15 protein-coding genes are annotated in these 21,522 nt (G+C 45.4%); 4 read left to right on the top strand and 11 right to left on the bottom strand.

What is annotated here, in order from left to right; all coding sequences use genetic code 11:
• The first annotated feature begins 69 nt into the window (after positions 1 to 69).
• Positions 70 to 1,752: an alkaline phosphatase family protein gene (locus L0992_16290; GenBank protein ID XGB69607.1), complete on the top strand. Its 1,683-nt coding sequence runs from the start codon at positions 70 to 72 to the stop codon at positions 1,750 to 1,752.
• 129 nt (positions 1,753 to 1,881) lie between these two features.
• On the opposite strand, the gene L0992_16285 is transcribed toward L0992_16290, so the two are convergent.
• Positions 1,882 to 2,976 (bottom strand): ribose ABC transporter substrate-binding protein, encoded by a 1,095-nt coding sequence (locus tag L0992_16285; GenBank protein ID XGB69606.1) that lies wholly within the window; start codon positions 2,974 to 2,976, stop codon positions 1,882 to 1,884.
• Between the two features lie 82 nt (positions 2,977 to 3,058).
• Between L0992_16285 and L0992_16280 the strand changes: the two genes are divergently transcribed.
• Positions 3,059 to 4,177 (top strand): substrate-binding domain-containing protein, encoded by a 1,119-nt coding sequence (locus L0992_16280; protein XGB69605.1) that lies wholly within the window; start codon positions 3,059 to 3,061, stop codon positions 4,175 to 4,177.
• Positions 4,174 to 6,648: an EAL domain-containing protein gene (locus L0992_16275; protein XGB69604.1), complete on the top strand. Its 2,475-nt coding sequence runs from the start codon at positions 4,174 to 4,176 to the stop codon at positions 6,646 to 6,648. Before L0992_16280 ends, L0992_16275 begins: the two co-directional genes overlap by 4 nt.
• A 62-nt stretch (positions 6,649 to 6,710) precedes the next feature.
• On the opposite strand, the gene yegS is transcribed toward L0992_16275, so the two are convergent.
• From yegS to L0992_16225, 10 genes are all read right to left on the bottom strand, one after another.
• The gene (yegS, locus tag L0992_16270; GenBank protein ID XGB69603.1) at positions 6,711 to 7,616 is read right to left on the bottom strand and encodes a lipid kinase YegS; all 906 of its coding nucleotides are present in this window, start codon (positions 7,614 to 7,616) and stop codon (positions 6,711 to 6,713) included.
• 18 nt (positions 7,617 to 7,634) lie between these two features.
• A complete protein-coding gene (locus tag L0992_16265) occupies positions 7,635 to 8,540 on the bottom strand; it encodes a LysR family transcriptional regulator (protein XGB69602.1) in 906 nt (301 codons plus the stop codon).
• Between the two features lie 78 nt (positions 8,541 to 8,618).
• Positions 8,619 to 9,998 carry a BatD family protein gene (locus L0992_16260; protein XGB69601.1) on the bottom strand — a complete coding sequence of 460 codons (1,380 nt, stop codon included), beginning with the start codon at positions 9,996 to 9,998 and terminating at the stop codon, positions 8,619 to 8,621.
• On the bottom strand, positions 9,995 to 11,719 hold the full coding sequence (locus L0992_16255) for a VWA domain-containing protein (protein XGB69600.1): 1,725 nt from the start codon (positions 11,717 to 11,719) through the stop codon (positions 9,995 to 9,997). Before L0992_16255 ends, L0992_16260 begins: the two co-directional genes overlap by 4 nt.
• Positions 11,712 to 12,791: a VWA domain-containing protein gene (locus L0992_16250; protein ID XGB69599.1), complete on the bottom strand. Its 1,080-nt coding sequence runs from the start codon at positions 12,789 to 12,791 to the stop codon at positions 11,712 to 11,714. Before L0992_16250 ends, L0992_16255 begins: the two co-directional genes overlap by 8 nt.
• The gene (locus L0992_16245) at positions 12,784 to 13,344 is read right to left on the bottom strand and encodes a DUF4381 domain-containing protein (GenBank protein ID XGB69598.1); all 561 of its coding nucleotides are present in this window, start codon (positions 13,342 to 13,344) and stop codon (positions 12,784 to 12,786) included. The genes L0992_16250 and L0992_16245 overlap by 8 nt, the downstream gene beginning before the upstream one ends.
• Positions 13,345 to 14,307: a DUF58 domain-containing protein gene (locus L0992_16240; protein XGB69597.1), complete on the bottom strand. Its 963-nt coding sequence runs from the start codon at positions 14,305 to 14,307 to the stop codon at positions 13,345 to 13,347.
• Between the two features lie 12 nt (positions 14,308 to 14,319).
• Positions 14,320 to 15,303, bottom strand: a complete 984-nt coding sequence (locus L0992_16235; protein XGB69596.1) for a MoxR family ATPase — start codon at positions 15,301 to 15,303, stop codon at positions 14,320 to 14,322.
• A gap of 130 nt (positions 15,304 to 15,433) precedes the next feature.
• Positions 15,434 to 17,800: a tetratricopeptide repeat protein gene (locus L0992_16230; GenBank protein ID XGB69595.1), complete on the bottom strand. Its 2,367-nt coding sequence runs from the start codon at positions 17,798 to 17,800 to the stop codon at positions 15,434 to 15,436.
• Between the two features lie 207 nt (positions 17,801 to 18,007).
• Positions 18,008 to 19,555, bottom strand: coding sequence for an arylsulfatase (locus L0992_16225; GenBank protein ID XGB69594.1), 1,548 nt, complete (start codon positions 19,553 to 19,555; stop codon positions 18,008 to 18,010).
• A 346-nt stretch (positions 19,556 to 19,901) separates the two neighbouring features.
• On the opposite strand from L0992_16225, the gene L0992_16220 reads away from it, so the two are divergent.
• Positions 19,902 to 21,464 carry an arylsulfatase gene (locus tag L0992_16220; protein ID XGB69593.1) on the top strand — a complete coding sequence of 521 codons (1,563 nt, stop codon included), beginning with the start codon at positions 19,902 to 19,904 and terminating at the stop codon, positions 21,462 to 21,464.
• Positions 21,465 to 21,522 lie beyond the last annotated feature (58 nt).

Raw genomic sequence — 21,522 nt, 5'->3', positions numbered from 1 at the left:
ACCCTATCTCAACGTTAAAAGTCTGACCAAACGCAAGAACACTGCGGCCACACTGAATAAGGACACCCTATGCACTACACCAAGCTTTCAGGTCTTACACTTGCTCTACTCTGTGCTTTGCCCGCAACAGCCGCAGAGAAACCTGATTTGGTTCTTCAAATCACGGTTGATGGTCTGCGTGCTGACCTTATAGAGCGCTATAAGCATAACTTTGGTGAGGGTGGCTTTCGCTACTTGATAGATGATGGCACCTATTACACCAATGCCAATTATCAGCATGGTAATACAGAAACCATTGTCGGCCATGTATCACTAGCAACAGGTGCTCCACCAAGTGTACATGGCATGGTTGGTAACGTTTGGTATGACCGCAGTGAAGAGCGCTTAGTGTATAACGTAGAGGATGGCAACTACACCATGTTGACCTCTGGTGCGGGTGTCGATAAGGCTACAGAGATAGATCCAACACAAAAGACAGCACAAGGCGATGGCCGTTCTCCAGAGCCGATCCTTGCCACTACCTTTGGTGATGAACTCTCGATCTCCAACAGCGGAAAATCAAAGGTTTTTGGTGTGTCAGTGAAAGACCGTGGTGCTATCTCTCTTGCAGGACACAGTGGAAAAGCGTTTTGGTTCTCGAAAGCACAATCTGAGTTTGTCACCAGTAATTATTACTATGATGAATATCCAGATTGGGTATCTCGTTGGAATGAAAAGAAAGTTGCTGCGCAATACTCCAAACAGAAATGGGATCTCTCGTTGCCGCGCGACCAATATACCCTTCAAGAGCACGATACTTATTACAAGGTTAAGCTAGGTGATTTCCAAAGGACTTTCCCTCACCCTTATGGCCCAGCGAGTTATAAATATTACAGCACCACATTAACCGTGAGCCCTGCTGGTGATGAGATTACAGAGAACTTTGCCAGCACACTATTGATGCAAGAAAAGCTTGGGCAAGGCGATGCCACCGACTACCTATCGGTTAGCTTCTCATCGAACGATTATGTGGTCCATCTATACGGACCTGAAAGCTTAGAAACTGAAGACAACTTGATTCGACTCGATAGAACCATCGCGAAGCTTTTAAAAACCGTCGATGACCAAGTGGGGTTAGAAAACACACTCATTGTTTTATCCGCTGACCATGGCGTACCTGAAGCATCGCCTGCGGCAAATGCGCTTGGCTTTAATCAGGCACAATACTTCAACAAAGATACCTTACTATCAAGTGGTGTTGAGAAACGATTGAAAGATCAATTTGGTTTAACCAAAAACGCAATCCGCTTGTATGCACAGCCTTACATTTACCTGAATCATGATCTTATCGCTGAGAAGAAACTTGACCTCGCAAAGGTTCAGGAAGCGATTGCAGATGAAATTTCGAAAGTGAAAGGCGTAGCGTTTGCTGTATCAAGCAGCGACATCGCTAAGAACAGAGTGCCTGATACACACGTCATGCAGCTGATTAAAAACAACTATCACCCTGCTCGCTCCGGCGATGTTTATGTGGTCTTTGCGCCGCGCAGCTACATCAACGATATGGAAGGTCTACAAATAGCCTCAACCCACGGTTCACCGTGGAAATACGACACACATGTACCCATCATTTTCGCCGGCTATGATGTAAAAGCGAAAAAAGTATCACGGCCAATAACGCCTTACAACATCGCGCCTACTCTTTCTAACAAGCTAGGCATTACTCAGCCAAGTGGATCGATTGGAGAAGTATTGCAGGAAATCGTTGACTAGCAGTCACTTCTTGCGTCAACGAGATCGCGAATAGGTATCGACTAAAAAGCCACTTACCTTTACTGGTAAGTGGCTTTTTTATCGAACGTATTTTAGGACGAGACAAATAGTGGCCTATATTTTAGCAGCCTAGTGCTTACCTGAGTAACGAAACGATTCTCGAGTTAATTGGTTCAGTTCCGCATCGTTCATTTTGTTGTGCACAACCGTGATTCTGCCTAAATAGATCAACGGAACCTCTGTTTGTCGACCTTCCAAGTGAAACTTAATCGCTTCTGCCGTGGCAACACCTAAGTCGTCGCTCATCCTCATAGGGGTAGCATCAAGCTCATCAGAACGGATTTTTTCTATTTCTTTTGCGGTTCCTCCCCAACCTGTCACATATATCTCAGACAGCATCTCAGCTTCGCTAAGCGCGTCCACCGCTCCCATCGTCATCGCCGTGTTGGCATTGTGGACCATGGTTACTTCCGGAAAGTTACCGAGTACTAGGCGGATCCCATCGGCCCCTCCAATTTTTTGATACTGCCCAAAATGCTCATAAACCGTTAACCAATCGCCTTTCTCTTCAACACAATCGATAAAGCCTTGTGAGCGTTGGGTGTCGGTGATGCCTGGAATACCTCGGTTCGCGGAAAACTCAACATCATTACCTAACTCTTGAACCACGTGATCACACAACACTTTCGCGCCCATCTCACTGGAAAAATCAAACCAGCTATCTGGCTGATGTGACCACTGCTCGTTAGGAGTATGGAAAGCCCAAATGAAGGTTTTAAAGTCGGAGGACGCCGACAGCTTTTGAATGTTTCCGGCTTGAATATCCAATTCTGAAGGTCCAAAAATGACGAAGTCATACGGAGTATCCGAACTGAGCACTTGTTCCGTGTATTGAGTTTGCAATGAGTGTTCAATCTGCCTTGATGTGAATTCATCAATCTCAAATCTGAGCTCCAAAGCGATCAGCCTTTCCTTTAGCGCAACGAAATTACGTATCCAAAAATCGGAAATATCTGCGCTTGGGTAAATTAAAGCGATCCTTACGGGTTTTTCAGACGATTCTGCTACAACAGAAATAGGCTCACCACTCACAGTCTCTTGAAATTTTTCAAGTTTTTTAAAATCATCGTCGAGCCTTTCTCCATCAGCCCTCACAGTTAGTGAAACCACAAAACAAGCAGTTAGAAGCAAAGGTAAAAGGATTCTATAATTTTGACCCAGCATAAATGTTACCAAGTGTTTGAATGTTTATTAACAATATTATAAATATAGGGCGATAATAATTTAAAGAACTTTTATAAGGCTGATGAATAAAATATTTAACTTTGCAAGTGCATTGCTTGCTATCACTTGCAGCTCAACAAGTTTTGCAGGGTACCCAGAAGACGTATTTTTCAAATACGCAGAAAACAAGGTTACGCGTGCGGTGTCTAACCAAACCACTTGGGGAGGACCAACTGCAGGCCCTGCGGTACGCCATGAAAAAAGCATCATTTTTGTTGCATCGGACCTGCGTAACGGTGGTGTTTATGGTGTGGGGAAAGGCCTATCTGAAGCGATTTCAAAAATTGATTGGCACCTACGTTTTATCGATGGTTTAGGATCTGAGGTTCGCCAAGGGGCAGCCATTAGAAAAGCAATCGGCTTTCACCCCGATGCCATTGTGCTTGGTGGTATTGATGCAGTACGTCATCAAGAGATCCTAAAACAAGCCCAAGATTTGGGCATCACCATCATTGGATGGCACGCCACAGAATTAGCGGGTGGAAATCCTGAAATTGGTCTGTTTACTAACATCACAACCGATCCTCTGGATGTAGCAGAAATCGCTGCTTTATTGTCTATTGTTAACTCAAAAGGCCAAGCCAAAATTGTGGTTTTCACCGACCCAAATTACGAAATTGCGATGATAAAAGCAAATGCAATGGTGGATACCATCAAACAGTGCCGCCAGTGTGATGTGCTTGAGCTGATCTACCTTCCACTCGATCAGATCGACCAAAAAATGCCGTCTACCTTGAAGATGCTTGATAAAAAACATGGTGACAACATCACCCATATTTTAGCGATTAACGACCTATATATCGACTATGCCATCCCCTCCTTAGAATCGAAAGTCGAAGATAACAAATTGATTCCCAATAATATTTCGGCAGGCGATGGCAGTAAAGCGGCGTACAAAAGAATCAACAGAGACAGGTTCCAGTCTGCGACCGTTCCTGAGCCTCTATACCTACAAGGTTGGCAAATCGTTGACGAACTCAACAGAGCGTTTAATAACATGCCGCCTAGTGGTTATTCTGCGCCTGTTCATCTCGTCACGCCAAAGAACGTAGCAGAGCTTATTAACAACGAAACGACTGGCATTTATGACCCTAAGAATGGCTACCGCGAAGCGTATCTTAATATTTGGAAGCCACAATGAAATTCAATCAAATTAACATTACCCAGCGCTTCATAATATCCAACTTAATATCACTACTTATCGTAAGCTTCGCGGTGATCATAGTAATTCGCTCTTTGTATTATGTCGAGTCAACGCTTAAAACAGAAACCTCTACACATGTCTCTGAGTTAATTGTAAATTCCGAGATAAGTCGACGAGTTTTTACCTTGACCTCTCGAGTAAAACTACTCGAACAGACCTTTCTATTCAGCGAGAATACCTTGTCTGAAGAGGCTTTTAACGTTGATTTCCAGCTGCAAAAACTAAGAGATTTGTCGACCAATGAAGGGTTTTCACAGAAAATAGATGCCTTTATCGACAACTTCCACCGTTTCTTAGGAAGTTCACTTGCGCTTAATCGAATCTTAAAACAAACCAATCAAATTGATGCCACTCTAGCAGCCCAACTTAATAAGCTGGAGTTTGCTATTGCTGACAGTAAGCTCAAGCACCTCAATCAAAATGACTTTATCCGATACAACAATGAGTTGGATCTGATGAACATGCTGAGAGAGTCTTTTCTGACTTCCGGAAAAATGGTCGGTGACATTCACAGTCGCATTACACCAGAAACAGAAAAAGTGCTGTTAATCAAAGTCGAAAAAGAGCTAGATATCTTCTTACTACACTTAGAAAACGTTGATATAGAAACAGCAGCGGTAATCAGCGAGAAGCAAAAAATTCAGAAAACGGTTAAACGCTATAACGCGGCACTTAAACGAATTCGTGCCAACTTGGAACAACGTTGGCTGGTCATGGCTTCTCTATTGGATGCACAAAGCGATCTGTTAGAAATGGTAGAAAATACAGAGTCTCGGGTTCAAAACCAAGCTCTGGCTCTCACTGCTCAACTTGAAGAAGAGATCGGTGAATCCCGCTTTAACGCGATTATCATCAGCTTTTCGGCCGTTATCTTGTCCCTGCTGTTACTTAACCATGTCGTCAGACACCATATTCAAAAACCACTCAATGCACTCAAGCATGGTTTCGATCGTTTGGAGTCTGGCAGCCTAAAAGAGCCTATCGCGCTTGGTAGAAGCGATGAATGGTCTCATTTAGAGAAAGCCTACAATGACATGGCAGGTAGGCTATCTGAAGCTTACTTGGACCTAACTGAAGAGAAAAAGAACTTCGACTTTCTTGCCCACCACGATCCGTTAACAGGTTTAGCAAACCGACTGTTAGCTACGAAGAGATTAGATGAGGAGATTAAACGGTCTCGAGAACATAACTCATTTTTCTTACTGCTCTATCTGGATATTGATGAGTTTAAAACCATCAATGACTCGCTAGGACACGGGCAAGGTGACAACCTTTTGATCAACGTATCAAATATTTTGACCACGCTTGTTGGCAACAATGGCTTCGTCGCACGAATGGGCGGCGATGAGTTTATGGTCGTGTTCTCTGACATCAGCTTAAGTGAAGGTGAACAACTGGCAGACCGCCTAAACCAATCACTCCGCAAACCTTACTATGCCGACAACAACTCGATATTCGTTGCAGCGAGTATAGGCGTGTGTGAGTACCCTACTCATGGCTCAAGTGGTGAAACTTTAATCAGAAATGCAGATACTGCCATGTATCACGCCAAACGTAATGGCAGAGACCAATATCGCGTCTATGCCGATAAGATGACTCATGAAGTCAATGATCTCATCGAAACCAACATGGGCTTGCATCAGGCCATTGCTAATGACGAATTAGAAGTGTTCTTCCAGCCAAAAATCGACCTGGACACGCAAGACATCATTGGCGCAGAAGCGCTTGTTCGTTGGCGACATCCTAAATTGGGCCTATTGCCTCCGGCTGGTTTTCTGGAAGTCGCAGAAAAGAGTGACCTTATTATCGACATTGATAAGTGGGTATTTAAAAAAGTAGCCAACCTCATCACCGAGTGGCAACGCGCTGGAATCGACTTGGAGGGGGTAACTTTCTCAATTAACTTCTCTGCTCGAATGTTTTACATGACCGACCTTGCCGAGCAGCTCCAAGTGATACTAGATGAGACAGATTGTCAGCCACATCAACTATTACTTGAGATAACAGAAAGAGACATGATGCGAGATTTCGAAACCTGTTCGAGAACTATAGAAGTGCTTCATTCCAAGGGCTATAAGATTGCCATTGATGACTTTGGTACCGGTTACTCCTCACTATCTGTGTTGAAAAACCTGTCCGCAGACTGCGTCAAACTTGATCGAAGCTTTATTGAAGACATCAACTCATCTAAGGTTGATTACGAGATCACCTGTGCGGTATTAAAACTCGCACAAATACTCGATTTTTCAGTGATTGCTGAAGGGCTTGAAACGCAGAACCACGTAAAGGCTCTGCGTCAGATAGGTTGTAAATACGCGCAAGGCTATTTCTTCGCAAGGCCATTGCCGACTGATGATTGGGTGTCTTACTTCTTACTCAACTCAGAGCAAACGCAAAAAGAGGCATAACGAACCCTAGCGGAGTGAATGACCCAATCGTTCAATCACTCCGTGTACTCAATAGAAGTTGTTTACTGATTTTTTACCAGACAAGGGCTGTCGTCAGGCAGCACCAAGCTGATACTCGAAGGCATAACCCCAAAGCGAATCTGGTTTGAACGATAAGGTTCGCCGTCTAAGTTAATCGGCAATGATTGCGGGAAATCTATCTCTAACCAACGTGCTTGAGTGTGAACAATGTATTTACCGTCGTCAGCGGGGTGTTTGAGCTCTTCGATGACTTTCGGTAAGTCAGACGCTACAAAGGCTTTAACTAAAGTAAGATCCATCAAGCCATCATCAATTAGCGCATTGGGTGCAAGTTCTTGCCCGCCACCTGCGAGGCGACCATTACAAAACGCTCCGACCAGAATTTCGCCAGTAAAAGTGCCTTTATCTATGGTCAAGGTGCCGCTGTAAGGTTTAAAACCTAGCGCTTTGACGACACCTGTTAGCGTGTATGCGCCGCCACCAAGAAAGTCTTTAAGTTCAACGGGCGTTTCGGCCGTCACTTCCGCGCCAAAGCCTGCCGCAGCAACGTTCATGAAGTAACGATCATTGGCACGAACACTGTCGACCGCGAACGCCTTCCCTTCTAAAGCAAGCGTAAACGCCTGAGCAATATCGCTAGGAATTCCGGTCGCGGTCGCAAAGTCATTCGCTGTTCCCATCGGAATAATCGCCAGTTGCGGCCTCTCGCTAGCACGGAACTGGTTAAGCGCATTTACGGCTTCATTTACCGTTCCATCGCCACCAGCGACAATCAGTCGCTTCACACCATCGCATATCGCCTCACTGACTAAACGAAACATATCCGACGATTCCCAAGTGACTCTCACTTGCAGGTCGATATCCTTATCCCTTGCCGCAAAGACTGCTTGTCTTAACTCGGGGATATTGGCTTTCTTTCCATTTAAAATCGCGCGAATACTGTCCATTGTTATGTCCTTTTGGGGCTAACTTGATGTGTCCTTGGCTGCCGCTTTGATCTTAGCACGCAACCACTTGTGGCTCGGTTCGTTAGTACGACTTGGATGCCAGATCATACACATATCGAGGTCTTCCAACTTGAATGGCAACGGCAGTGTTTTTACAGCGTACTTTTTAGCAAAACAACGCACCGATGAAATCGGTAACACGCCGATGTAATCTGAACCTTCAATAACTGGTAGCATTTCAACAACACCCGCAGCACGATAGACTATTCTGCGTTTCTCTAGGTCACTGTAGTGTTCAGAGCTCAATAAGCTTTTACGTGCATGCCAACGAGAAACAACCACATGCTCTAGTGACAGGAACTGTTCCATGTCGATAGTATCGCCAACTATAGGATGATCTTGGCGACACACCACCACTAACTCCTCTGTAGAAATCACCTCATGCTTAAGCATGGTTCTTCCTTTTGGCGTCATATCGACAATCACATCGTGTCTTTGGAGCCTTAAATCAGACTCGTAATCTTCCGTAAATAGAGGGTGAACTTCGAGCGCGATACCTGGGGCAACCTGGCTGATTAGCTGCATCACTCTTGGCATCATTTCATAACTCGCCGCCGAGACGCAGGCAATAGAAAACACACGGGCAGAGGTTTTAGGGTCGAAGTCTCTTGATGCGGATAAGGTAGACGTAAAGTTTTTAAGTGCAGCGGCCATTGCAGGATAGATATCAATAGCGAATGTGGTTGGCTCTACGCCTGAAGTGGTTCGGTGAAACAGTGGCTCGTCATAGATATCTCTCAACCTTGCAAGCGCTTTGCTCACAGCCGGTTGGCTTATATCCATGCGATTAGCAGCTCTTGATAAGTTCTGCTCTTCATAGATAGCAACAAATATAGGAATTAAATTGAGCTCGGTACTTTTCATACAGTTCCATATTAAAGAAGCAGGTTCCCTATAGTAGAGAACCTGCCGATTATGTTCGATGCGAATAACTAAAGTTTGCTACTTAGTTCTATCTTTTAAGTCTGGCAAGGCTTTAGGGATTTTCAAGCGGGCGAAAATTGAACGAGAATTGCTTGAGTTTGATTGGTCACTAGGCAGGTTGCGTAACCCTCTCCACAAGCGAGTAAATACGTTTTTATCTTCACGCCCTTGTTGAAGTGCTTCGCTGTCTTCCACCCAACGTTTTTGTCCATTCAATTTACCCAGTTGCGCTTTACTCAGTTCTAGCTGAGTCGTCTGAGTTCGTAACTGACGATAGATAAAGGTTCTCAATGCAGACCAATTACCTTGCTTAAGCAAACGACGGAATACCAACCAACTCGGTGTTGGTCGGTTCTTGTAATAACGCTTCAAAGACACAAACAACGCAACACACAACACCAATGCCAAACCCACACTGATAAAGACTGACATATAAGCCTTGATGAAGGATTGGAGCGTGTGTTTTGCTTCAAACATCTCACCCTTTATGACAACACTTTCAAGACGTTGATTCTTACTGTCCCACCACTGAAATGAAAAATCTGGCAAGGTAAATTCGCCACCTTGTTGAATTACATAAACCGTTTCTTCAACTCGACTAGAACGGTAATCACCACGTTCTTGTGTATCGTCTAAACGATTAGGCTGTGGGTAAGCTTGATATTGTTGAGTCGATTCATTAGACAACACATCTGGCAGTAACACAGACAAGCTGTCTTTGGCTTTGATCGTCACGGTACGAGTAACCGCATCACCCACTTTCAAGTTTTCATTCGAACGTTGCCATTGCTGTTCAACATCCACATTTGTTGCAGAAAACCAAGGTGATTCATCACTTAATAAACCTGAAGGTAGTGAGGCTTCAAACTTAATGGGTTGCGTATAAAGTGTACCACCAACGTTTGAACCATCAGGAGCTGACACTTGAATACGAACAGGCACAGTCGGAATCACGAATTCGCCCGAAGTCATCGGATAAAGCGTCACTTCCCAGCGTTGGCGTGACCATGTTGTGCCACCTACTCGCTCTGTGTAGTTGGTCGCAAGTTGATTTCGCTGCTTGGCAATCACATTCGGGATTTCGATGCTGCCAATTCGAGTCCCCCCGGTTAGCCAACGTGGCGTCGCCACCTCAATGGTCAGAATCACTTGCTCATTAACGCTTACTTTTGCAGGTGTAATCTTGTCGCCAGACTTCGGTTTTTCACCGACCCAAGCGACCAATTCAACATCACCACTCCTCTGCAGATCATAGATATCAGCCGCAGAAGCAAGAGTAGGGAAAACAGTGCTAATCAATAGAACCATGGACACAAGCAAGGTCTTGGTTAATTTGAAAGACTCTAAGTGCCCTGCCTTTGCTTGAACCGCTTCAAGAGCTAAATCATGTCGACTCATTGTGTTTGCTCCTGTTTTGGTGCCTGTTCTTGTTTTGACGACTGCTCGATAGAAGGCGTAGGATCTCTTAACTGAATTTGAAATTTCGACTTCAAGAAGAACTTGGGATCGGCTTCAACGCGCTTCAACCACTTGTCGGCGAGCTCTTGGCTACCCAAAATCTCATTGGCGTTAAGTGTTTCCTTTAACATTAATTCCGCTACCGTTTCTTCTTCTGCACCATCACCCGTGCGCGGCTGGTCATCCTCCAGCTCTAAAGATTCTTCAGGGCCGTCGGTGGTGCCTGATTGGCTTTCACTGGTGCGATTAACCTCTTCGACAATGCCACTCAAAACCGCTAAGTTATTTTCTATATCGGCTTTCAGTTCTGGCGACAGATCGGGCTTCTCACTCAATGATTTCAGTAGATCACGAGCAGCAAGATACTCACGCTGTCGAGCCAATGCACTTGCGGCGTTATACAAACCATAATCGGTTTTGGTTTGTAAAAAGGCGTTATGAGCTAACTTAAAATCACGAGCATAGTAATAAGCCGCGCCCTTTCTCATGGGGTCTTTAAAGTGCTTTGCCGCTTCAAGGTATTCCTTTTGATTCAATAAACGCTGTCCTTGCTGATCAGGCGTTAACCATAAATCCCACCACCATTGGGCTGTTTTATCCCAAGCCGTCAAGGACTCTTCAACTACGGGCTTGTCAGCAGTTAAACTGACAGTTTTCGCCAAAGTGTGCGGAGAATACACGCTGCCTGTAATCAAAACGCCAACCACACACCATTGAACCAACCACCCTTTTCTAAACCACAACAACATGATGATCGCCATCGGGATAAGCAGGCCGTATCCCATGTCTTTCCAAGGCATTGAAGATTCACCGTTAAGTTGCATGTTTCTTTCAACCGCTTTGTTGAGTTGTTGGATATCGGAATTATCAACAGTCACTTCGATCAGTCGTCCGCCCGTCTTGCTCGCTAGGCTACGCAATGAATCGAGATCGACTGGATTATCGCTCACCACATTGCTATTTCCTGCCGCTAGAATGAGCAACTGATACGGATTGTCATTAAAGAAGCTTTCGAACGCCCTGATGGTAGTTGGGTTCACACCATCTGATACCAACAACACTGACGAACCTAGCTCGCCCGACAATTGTTGATTGATGAGTGGCAATGCCTCTTCCGCTGACTTACCGGATACCGGCATGATGTCCGGAGTGATAGCCGCCAGAAATGGTTCAAATACTTTGCTGTCTTGAGTCACAGGCATCGCGACATGCGCACTGCCTGCGTATACGACCAAACCTGTATTACCGCCTTTGCGCGCTGCGAGTAAGTCTTTAATTTTCTGTTTAGAGCGTTCCAAGCGACTTGGTGGTAAGTCTTTCGCCAACATGGAGTCACTGTTATCAAGCACCACTAACATTGAGGCTTTGTCTTCACCAAAAGGCGAAGCTTCACGCTGCCATGTTGGGCCTGAACAGATAATAATGGCGATGGTCACAATCACCATTAATAGCTTTAGTGGTAATTGTTTGCGCCAACCGGTTTCACCGATGGTCAATGCATCTCGTAAATGGGCAGGCAGAATGTCTTTCCACGTTGGTTTGGTCTCTTCTCTCCAACGAACCCATAACAAGAAGAACATCGGAATAAAGGCCAACAACCACAATGGTCTGATAAAGTGAAACTGAGTAAAGAACTGTTGCAACATGAGAGAATCAGGCATCGTTCTCTCCTTCCAAACCTTTCATTGAAGAAGCCAAAAGCGAGCGTCGGCGGATTGTTGCTAAACTGAACGCAGTCAAATACATCACAACAACAATGACCATCAAGTAATGGTGTAATCCCTGTTTAGGACGATAAGTCGTGCTCTCATACAGCTGAGGCTCTAGTTCACCAATTTGAGCGTAAGCTTTAGTCAGCTCATCACGGTTAAGTGCTTCAAAAGATTCGCCACCAGACTCTTGAGCCACACGGTTGATGGTCTCCATATCCAAAGCCACTTCGCCCACGGTTTGCGGATCACCCATAGCGATAACGTGAATACGAACGCCTTTCGCCTTAGCCACTTTGGCCGCATCGATAGGTTCAACAAAGCTGCCAGTGTCATTACCATCGGTTAGCACAATCACTACTTTCTCTTTTGCTTTAGCATCAATGCTTGAATCTTGAACCGCAGCACTTTGCTTTTCGCTTTGTTCAAACACCTTAATCGCTAAGCCAATGGCATCACCTAAATGCGTACTTTGCCCAGCCATTGCCACGTCGGTTTGATTGAGTAGTTCAAGCCACACATCTTGGTCGGCAGTGAATGGAGTTTGTACAAATGCCGCGTCACCAAACAGAATTAATCCTAATCGGTCGCCCTTTCGAGTTTTAGCAAAGTCAGCTAACACCTCTTTAGTTGCATCTAAACGCGAGATTTTGTCCCCTTGTTTAGAGGTAAAATCTTGTTCCGCCATTGAGCCCGACAAATCGACAACCACCATGACATCACGGCCCAATTGTTCACGAACTTGTGGCTCACCTAAGATGGTTGGTTTAGCTAACGCGCAAACCACTAATACCCAAGTAATAATCAACGTGGTGCGTTGCCACCAACTTGGTGTTAACTGGCTTGCACCCTCGGATGGTGCCTCGCCAATCGCTTCTACCAACTCACTGAAAAATGGCACCTTAATGGCCATTTGCTTGGTGCGATAAGCAGGTACAGCCAAGTAGACCAACAAAGGCAACGGTAACGCGATAAACCACAATGGATGCGCGAACTCAAAGCTGGCAGATAAACTATCAAACATTATCTTGCCCCTCTGTTGTCGCTTGTACATTCGGTTTTGTTTGTACATCGGATTTATGAAGTTTTAACCACATCATCGCGGTTTGAATTACCTCTAAACGCTGTTCAAAAGTCAAACGCACCTTTGGGTCAATTAAGCTTTGCATCCATAACCCCGAGACTTCATCGGTAAAGAACGCATTACTCTTTGTACTCTTACCAGCGTTAACAGGAAGGTAAGCGTTCAAGCGGTTTACATAGGCTTGACCAAACAACTTAGCATTGCCGCTGTCTAGATAACGAAGTACCACTTTGAGTACCTTGAAGGTTCGCTCGGTTGAGTTTTTGTCTCGAGCATCCAATACCATGAGTTCTTTAAGGGCTTCTTTACGATAACGATTATTCCACCACCTTAACGCCAAGCGATAAGCCAGATAGAACGCGACCAATAACAAGGCAACGCCGAGGATCTTCCAACCGATCGTTTGGGGAAACCAGCTCACGCTGTCAGGAATCGTCACATCGCGCAGTTCGCGAAGGATATAAGTACTAGGAGGCGTATGTTCAACGGCCATTTAGCGCCCTCCTACTAACTTTTGAAGCTGTGAGATATGAGATCCTGATGTGTCTAATTCGATATAAGGAAGGTTTTTCATCGCCATTAATTTAGCAAGGGATTGTTTTTGAAGTGCCGCTTTTTGAGCAAGGCTCTCGCTCGCAAGGTTAACCTTAGATTGGCTATCGAGATTGAGCTGAAAACGACCATCACCCACCACCCAGTTCGCACTAGCAAGATCATGAGGCAGTGATTGCTCTAAGGGATCGGTCACCATAATGGCAAGGATGTCGTTATGCTGCTGTAGCTGCTTGAGTCGATCAAGGTGTTGTTCTTGGCAGTCACGCCAATCGCTAATAAAGATTAAGGTCGACTGTTTTAGCCTCATATGCTTGATCAGTTCAATCCATTGACTGAACCCGACACCCTCGCTGTCACTCACACTCACACCTAAGCTTTGATTCGCTTTAGTAAGGTGCTTAAGTTGAGCAAGTAAGTCAGACTGTGAGCGCTGTGCTTTGGTATGAAAGAGTTTTTGAGGTGAGGCTAAAACGAAGCCAACACGGTCGCCATCTTTCAGCACTCGCCATCCACACAATGCTGCCACTTCGGCAGCCACAACGGATTTCATGGTGTTTTGAGATGCAAAGAACATCGAACTGCGCTGATCGACGCAGATCATCACATTTCGGTCTTTCTCTTCGGTATAGCTGCGAACATGAGGCTTACCCGTGCGCATGGTAACTTTCCAATCGAGATTGCGAATATCATCACCCAGTTGGTAATGACGCAACTCTTCGAAGTTCAACCCACGACCACGGAATAGAGAATTATGTCGACCCGACAATACACTGCCAGCCTTTAGATGAGGCAACAGAGAAAACGACTCAGCTTGAGCCTGTATTCGCACTAACCTTGAATAGTCGCAGTATAAGCGTAGATCAAGGCCTTGCGATTTGGGAGCTTGTGTTGGCTTCGCCATGACGCCCCCTAATTATCCGATCTCAACATTATCAAGCAGTTCTTCAACCACTCTTTGATGGTCAACACCATCGGCCAAAGCGTCATAAGAGAGTGAGAATCTATGACCTAATACAGTAGGTAGCATCGCTCGCACATCATCTAGCGTGACATGGTCACGTCCTTGTAACCATGCATAAGCGCGAGCACATTTGTCTAATGCGATTGAAGCACGTGGACTTGAGCCAATTTCAATCCACTTTGATAGATTTGATTCTGGGTAACGCTCTGGCTTACGTGTCGCCATCACTAAGGCAACAATGTAGTTTTCGACTAAATCAGAAACCGCTATTTCAGGAAGCTGACGACGCGCTTCAAGCACCAATTCAGGCTCGATGTGTTGCGGTGTGACTAGCTCTGAGCTCGTTTCGCTGCCTAACTCTTCGCTACGCACTAGTCGAATGATGTCACGTTCCGCTTCGTCTTCCGGGTAATCGACCGTCACTTTCATGATGAAACGGTCCATCTGCGCTTCAGGTAGCGGATACGTACCTTCTTGTTCAACTGGGTTTTGAGTCGCCAACACCATGAATAAGTCAGGAAGGACGTGAGTTTGGCCGCCCACGGTTATCGTGCCTTCCGCCATCGCTTCAAGCAGCGCCGCTTGTACCTTGGCAGGCGCGCGGTTCACTTCATCGGCTAGAACAATGCTGTTGAAAATAGGACCCGGTTGGAAATGCAGTTGAGGCTTACCATCCAGCTCTTGATACACCTCAGTACCTGTCACATCTGATGGCAATAAGTCAGGCGTAAACTGAATTCGGCCAAAGCTTGTATTCAATAAATTCGCTAGCGACTTGACCGAGCGTGTTTTCGCAGTGCCGGGAAGCCCTTCTAGAAGCACATGGCCATTGGTCAATAATCCGATTACCAGAGCCCGAACGACGTGACTCTGACCGATAACACTTTTCTCTGTCTGTTCAATCAGTTGGTTTATTGCTTGTTGCGCATGGTTCATAGGTCTTCCCTTAATTCAATCTGGCTGCGTACATCCTACTCACAAGCCCCATAACTATTAGTTATAAACGCGATAATTGGTTACAAGCGGAATAAGCAGCAAGCTCGATAGCCAAGCTCACCTCATCGCTTTATTTAAACCTAGCTTTCAATTGGTTAATGGCTTCCGGCGGTGCCACTTTGCTCAATGATGAAATACATTGCTCAAACGCCTTTGGTACGCCCGGTATATGGCTGTTTCGTGCCAACACTTCACACTGTGCATACAGGTGTTGTGGATTACGGCTGAATTGGTAAGCCTTGTGCAATGACTTACTTGCCGCAAGTACATCCGACTTCTCTAAAGCCAAGCCGTACACATACCAATATTGAGGGTCGGTTTGTGCGGTTTCTGCCGCTTGTTTTAGATAGTTGGTTGCCTGTTTGTAATCTTTCACTCGCAGCATTGATAACCCTGCGCTGTATGGCAACACACTCGATTTTGGTTGCGCTTGAATACCTTGTTTCAATGTCGCTAATGCCTTTGGCTCGTCGCCAAGTGCACGATATAAATCAGCCAAGTTGGCGTAGCTGTTTTCGAAGTAAGGCTCAATTTCAATAGCGCCTTGATAAAACTTAATCGCTTTGTCGTGCTGACCTAAATCTCGATAAACGTTACCTAAGTTCGTGCGACCAAATCCTCTGTCAGCATTGAATTGTTGTATCTCAATGTACTCTTCCAATGCCGGCTTGATTTGGTCTTTCTGCAGCGGATTCATTTCTCCCCAGTAACGTACTAGCGCGCCTGCGGTTTCTGAACGAATCGACAATACAGGGTCCTTCAATAGTGGCTCTAATATCTGCCAGCGATCAGTGAATGGGAAGCCCGACGAGCCTTGCACAACACCCAAGCGGATCATTTCATCATCGTGTTTCACCGCTCTCGCCAATGAGATAAGCGTGTTCTTGCCCGTGTTGCCACCCAAGCGTTCTATGCTCGAAGCACGAATGATATTGCTTAAACTTGAGTCTTGAGCCGAATACGCCAATGCATCTTCTGCGCCTCTGTGCCCTATTAAATCCGCATAAAAAGCAACGGCAAAGTGTTGTTGGGTACGATACTTAGAATCTGGGAACCATTTACCGATTTGTTGATCGGCCCATTGATCAGTTTGGTCTTCATGACAGCTAGTACACACGTTGGGTGTTTGAATATGTTGGCTAATATCTGGACGTGGGATATGCCAGCTGTGGTCACGCCTTGGATCGACTTCCATGTACGTCGTTTCAGGCATGTGACAAGTGGTACATTGTGAAGCCTCGGTATTGGCTTCATGGAACGTGTGCTTTTCAGGCGTGTATTCAGAGGCAATGTGACATTGACTACACACAGCTTCTTCAGCAATTTTCAGTTCTGCAGTATGGGGATCGTGACAGTTAGTACAAGTGACGCCTTTCTCTGCCATCACTGATTGCAAGAAAGAGCCGTAAACGTAATCTTCATCGTAGATTTGGCCATCGTTGTGGTAAAGCTCAGGTGTAATCAAACTCAGACGATATTTATCAAAGAATGACCCATTAACGTGATCACCCGTTTCATTCAACTGAGTGCGTCGGCTGTGGCACTGAGCACAGGTTTGAACTTGGTTGGTATGAATGATGTCTTTTGGTTGCAGGGTTGAATTACCCTCTTGATAGATCCACTCTTTCACCGACTTCGACAAGTCACGGTCAAAACCGTAATGCGCCGAGACATGAGCATCTTTTCCACCTTTAGCTTCGACTAGCTGAGCTTGCTCAACGTGCTCACTCGCAGGGCCATGACACGCTTCACAACCGACATTAATCTCAGACCAAGTGGTGTTGTAGGTATTACTTGCGCTGTCGTAGTTCTTTTCTAGGTTCGTTGAATGGCAGTCTGCACACATGAAGTTCCAGTTCTGACCACTATTGGTCCAGTAAAACTCATCGGTGTTGGTGGTATCCGGATAGAGGTGAAACCAGCGTTGTCCGCCTTCGCCCTCACTGCGAGAATCCCAAGCGAAAGGAATCAACTGTACGCGCCCGTCTTCAAACTCAACCATGTACTGTTGTAGAGGTTCAAAGGCAAAGGTATAGCTGATTTTGTAATCTTTGAATTGACCGTCTGGTCCTTCGATATTGACCCAAAACTCATCACCTTTGCGAAAAAAACGGTTGGGCTTTCCTTTATGAGTCACGGTTTGATCGTCGAAGTTGCCCAACACAGATTCACCGTCGGCGTGCTTCATCGCCATATCATGATGAGAACCTTGCCACGCTTCCACTTCTGCTGTGTGACAGTCGATACAAGCTTCAGATCCAATATACGTTGCTTTAGAGTTGGTATGCGAAGCTTCTGATCCAACGGATAAAGCCTGTTCATTGGCATGCGTATTGAAACTGAGCAGCGACAACATAGGTAAAGACAACATTGCGGATAATACTGCAACTCGCAGGTGTTTCAATCCGTTCACTAGCAAGCACAACCATGCAGACATAACATTCCTTGTTTTTATACATCCTTATGCTTAATAAGGTAGACGTAAAAACGATGAATTTACAATTATTTAGTGGCAGTGAGCTTGATTGTTGTGACTCATATTCACGACTGGTATTTACTCATCGATATGCGCATAAAAAAAGAGCTCCTAGGAGCTCTTTGTGTTTTCAGTTTCATCAAGCTATCAGTTGCAACAAACCAAAGCTTACTTGTTATGGTTCTCTTGGAGTTTTTCCATAACCTGATCCAAGCTAAAGCTTGCTGCTTTTTGGCGTGGTGGGTATTCAGCAAATGTTTCTAAGAATTTGCCAACATACGCTTGAGCAGGAACAAACATATAAGCATGGTCTAGCAACCAGTCATAATAGGTGTTCGACGTAATATCTGCGTTTTCGTATGGGTCCATACGCAGGTTAAACAGCTTAGGAAGACGTAACGTCACGAACGGTTCTGACCAAATCTGCATGGTTCCCGTTGCACGCTGCTCCATGAACACCGCTTTCCATTGGTTGTAACGAAGCGCTGCTAAATCACCATCATCGGTAAAGTAGAAGACCTCATGACGACGACCTTTCTCTTCTTCGCCTGTTAGGTAAGGAAGGAAGTTATAACCATCTAGGTGAACCTTAAACGTTTTATCACCTGCAGTATGACCTTTCAGCAGTTTCTCTTTGATCTGATCATCACCAGCGGCTGCAACGAAGGTTGGCATCCAATCCATGTGGTGCATAATTTCGTTAGAAACGCTGCCCGGTTCAATCTTACCTGGCCAACGAACCATTGCTGGTACACGGTATGCGCCTTCCCAGTTGGTGTTTTTCTCACCACGGAACGGTGTTGTACCCGCATCAGGCCAAGAGTTCATGTGTGGACCATTATCCGTTGAGTAGAAAACAATCGTGTTATCTTTGATACCCAACTCGTCGACTTGTTTCAGTAGCTGTCCAACGTGGCGATCGTGTTCCACCATACCATCAGCGTAGTTACCAACGCCTGTCACACCTTTACTGTCCGCTTTCACGTGCGTTCTAAAGTGCATACGTGTAGCATTCCACCAAACGAAGAAGGGCTTGTCGGCTTTCACTGCGCGATCCATAAAATCAAGCGCGGCATCGAGCGTTTCTTCATCAACGGTTTCCATACGCTTACGTGTTAATGGGCCCGTATCTTCAATCTTGCCGTCAGCAAATGATTTGATAACACCACGCGGGCCGAATTTCTTACGAAACTCTGGGTCAGTTGGGTAATCTTCATTTTCAGGCTCTTCTTCAGCATTTAGGTGATAAAGATTGCCAAAAAATTCGTCAAACCCGTGCGCTGTTGGAAGAAACTCATCTTTATCGCCAAGGTGGTTTTTACCAAATTGACCTGTCATGTAACCCATAGGTTTAAGCAGTTCAGCTATGGTTGCATCTTCTGCTTGAAGGCCAATATCTGCACCAGGCAAGCCTACTTTACTTAAGCCTGTTCTCAGTACACTTTGACCTGTAATGAACGTAGAGCGACCTGCGGTACAAGATTGCTCTGCGTAGTAATCGGTAAACATCATGCCTTCTTTGGCGATGCTATCAATGTTCGGAGTTTGATACCCCATTAAGCCAAAGGTGTACGCACTGACATTAGATTGACCAATGTCGTCACCCCAAATGACGAGAATATTCGGTTTTTCTGCCGCGAATGTGGTGGTGGAAGCCGCCATCATCGCAGTACCCAAAATCGCTAATCGACGTTTGACGCCATATTTCGCTGTCATAGAAACCTCTTCGTTAGTTATTTGCATCCTGCCCTACAACGTATAGTCCATTTTTTGAACGATCGCGAGATTCGCTAAACTATTAATCTATTTGTCATTTTTCTTCACAGCGACGCGCACAACTGGACGATAGAAATTACGTATATAAACATGATAAGGATCACACATGACGTTAGAGGGTAAATCAAGCAAAACAGACCAAAACCCTAAAAATCAAAAGGTTATAATAACCCCATAACAATTAGTTATAACCACTATAAAAAGACACGACCGATTTTAGAGATTAATGTTTGCCCAACGATGTGTTGCTCTAACGCATTAATCTTTAAAGTGAATCGGAGTCCTTATGGGTACTAAAATTAATAAACTAGCATTAGGTGTTGGCTTATTAGCAGCTTCTTCAGCGGCAACAGCAGCAGAAAAACCAAACATTCTTGCTATCTGGGGTGATGACATTGGTGTATTCAACATCAGTGCATACAACAACGGTATGATGGGTTATGAAACACCTAACATCGACCGTATTGCTAACGAAGGCGCACTATTTACTGACCACTACGGTCAGCAATCGTGTACTGCTGGTCGTGCTGCATTCCTAACGGGTCAAGAACCTTTCCGTACAGGTCTATTAACTATCGGTATGCCAGGCTCTGATCACGGTATCCCAGATTGGGCTCCAACTATCGCTGACCTTCTTAAAGAACAGGGCTACATGACTGCTCAGTTCGGTAAGAACCACATGGGTGACCAAGATAAACACCTTCCAACGAACCACGGTTTTGACCAGTTCTTCGGTAACCTATACCACCTGAATGCAGAAGAAGAGCCTGAGACATACTACTACCCTAAAGACCCTGAGTTCCGTAAGAACTTCGGCCCTCGTGGTGTAATCAAGTCAACGGCTGACGGTAAGATTGAAGATACAGGTCCTATGACGCGTAAGCGTATGGAGCACGCTGATGAAGAGTTCCTAGAAGAATCTCTAGCCTTCATGGAAAAAGCAGTGAAAGCTGACAAACCATTCTTCATCTGGCACAACACAACACGTATGCACGTATGGACTCGTCTACAAGAAAAATACCAAGGTAAATCTGGTATCAGCATCTACGCTGACGGCATGCTAGAGCACGATGACCAAGTTGGTATCCTTCTAGACAAGCTTGATGAGCTTAAGATCGCTGACAACACTATCGTAATTTACTCTACCGATAACGGTGCAGAGACAGTATCTTGGCCTGACGGCGGTGCGACTTACTTCCACGGTGAGAAAGGTACAACTTACGAAGGTGGTATGCGTGTTCCTCAGCTAGTTCGCTGGCCTGGCACTATCAAACCGGGAACTAAGATCAACGACATCATGAGTCACCAAGACTGGATTCCGACTCTACTAGCAGCGGCTGGTGATGACAAAGTAGTTGAGAAACTAGCGTCTGACAAAGGTGCAACTTACAACGGTAAAAACTGGCGTGTACACCTAGATGGTTACAACTTCCTACCTTTCTTCGAAGGTAAAGAAGAGAAAGGCCCTCGTGACAGCATGCTTTACTTCTCTGCTAACGCTGAACTAAATGCTGTACGTTGGAATGACTTCAAGATTTCATTCGCTGTTATGGATGGTAACATCGTTGATGCTGTGCGTTTCCAACCAAACTGGCCTCAAGTAGTTCACCTACGTGCTGACCCATTCGAAAAAGCACCACACGAATCTGGCATGTACCTACGTTGGATGGCAGACAACATGTGGCTATTCGTACCTGTAGGTGGCAAAGTACAAGAGTTCATGAACACGCTACCTGACTACCCTATGCAGCAAAGCCAAGTGTTGAACCCTGGTAACTTCAACCAGAATGCTTACATGCTTCAAGGTAAACTTAAGCAACTAGAAGCGGCAGCAGCGCAAGCTAAATAAGCCCCTCTAAACTAGACATGTAATACCGAAGCCGTGGTGACTAAATGCAGTGACCACG

The sequence above is a fragment of the Vibrio pomeroyi genome, assembly GCA_041879425.1.
Taxonomy (GTDB): Bacteria; Pseudomonadota; Gammaproteobacteria; order Enterobacterales; family Vibrionaceae; genus Vibrio; species Vibrio pomeroyi_A.
Note: the sequence above shows the minus strand (reverse complement) of the source record. Positions and strands in the feature narration are given on the sequence as shown.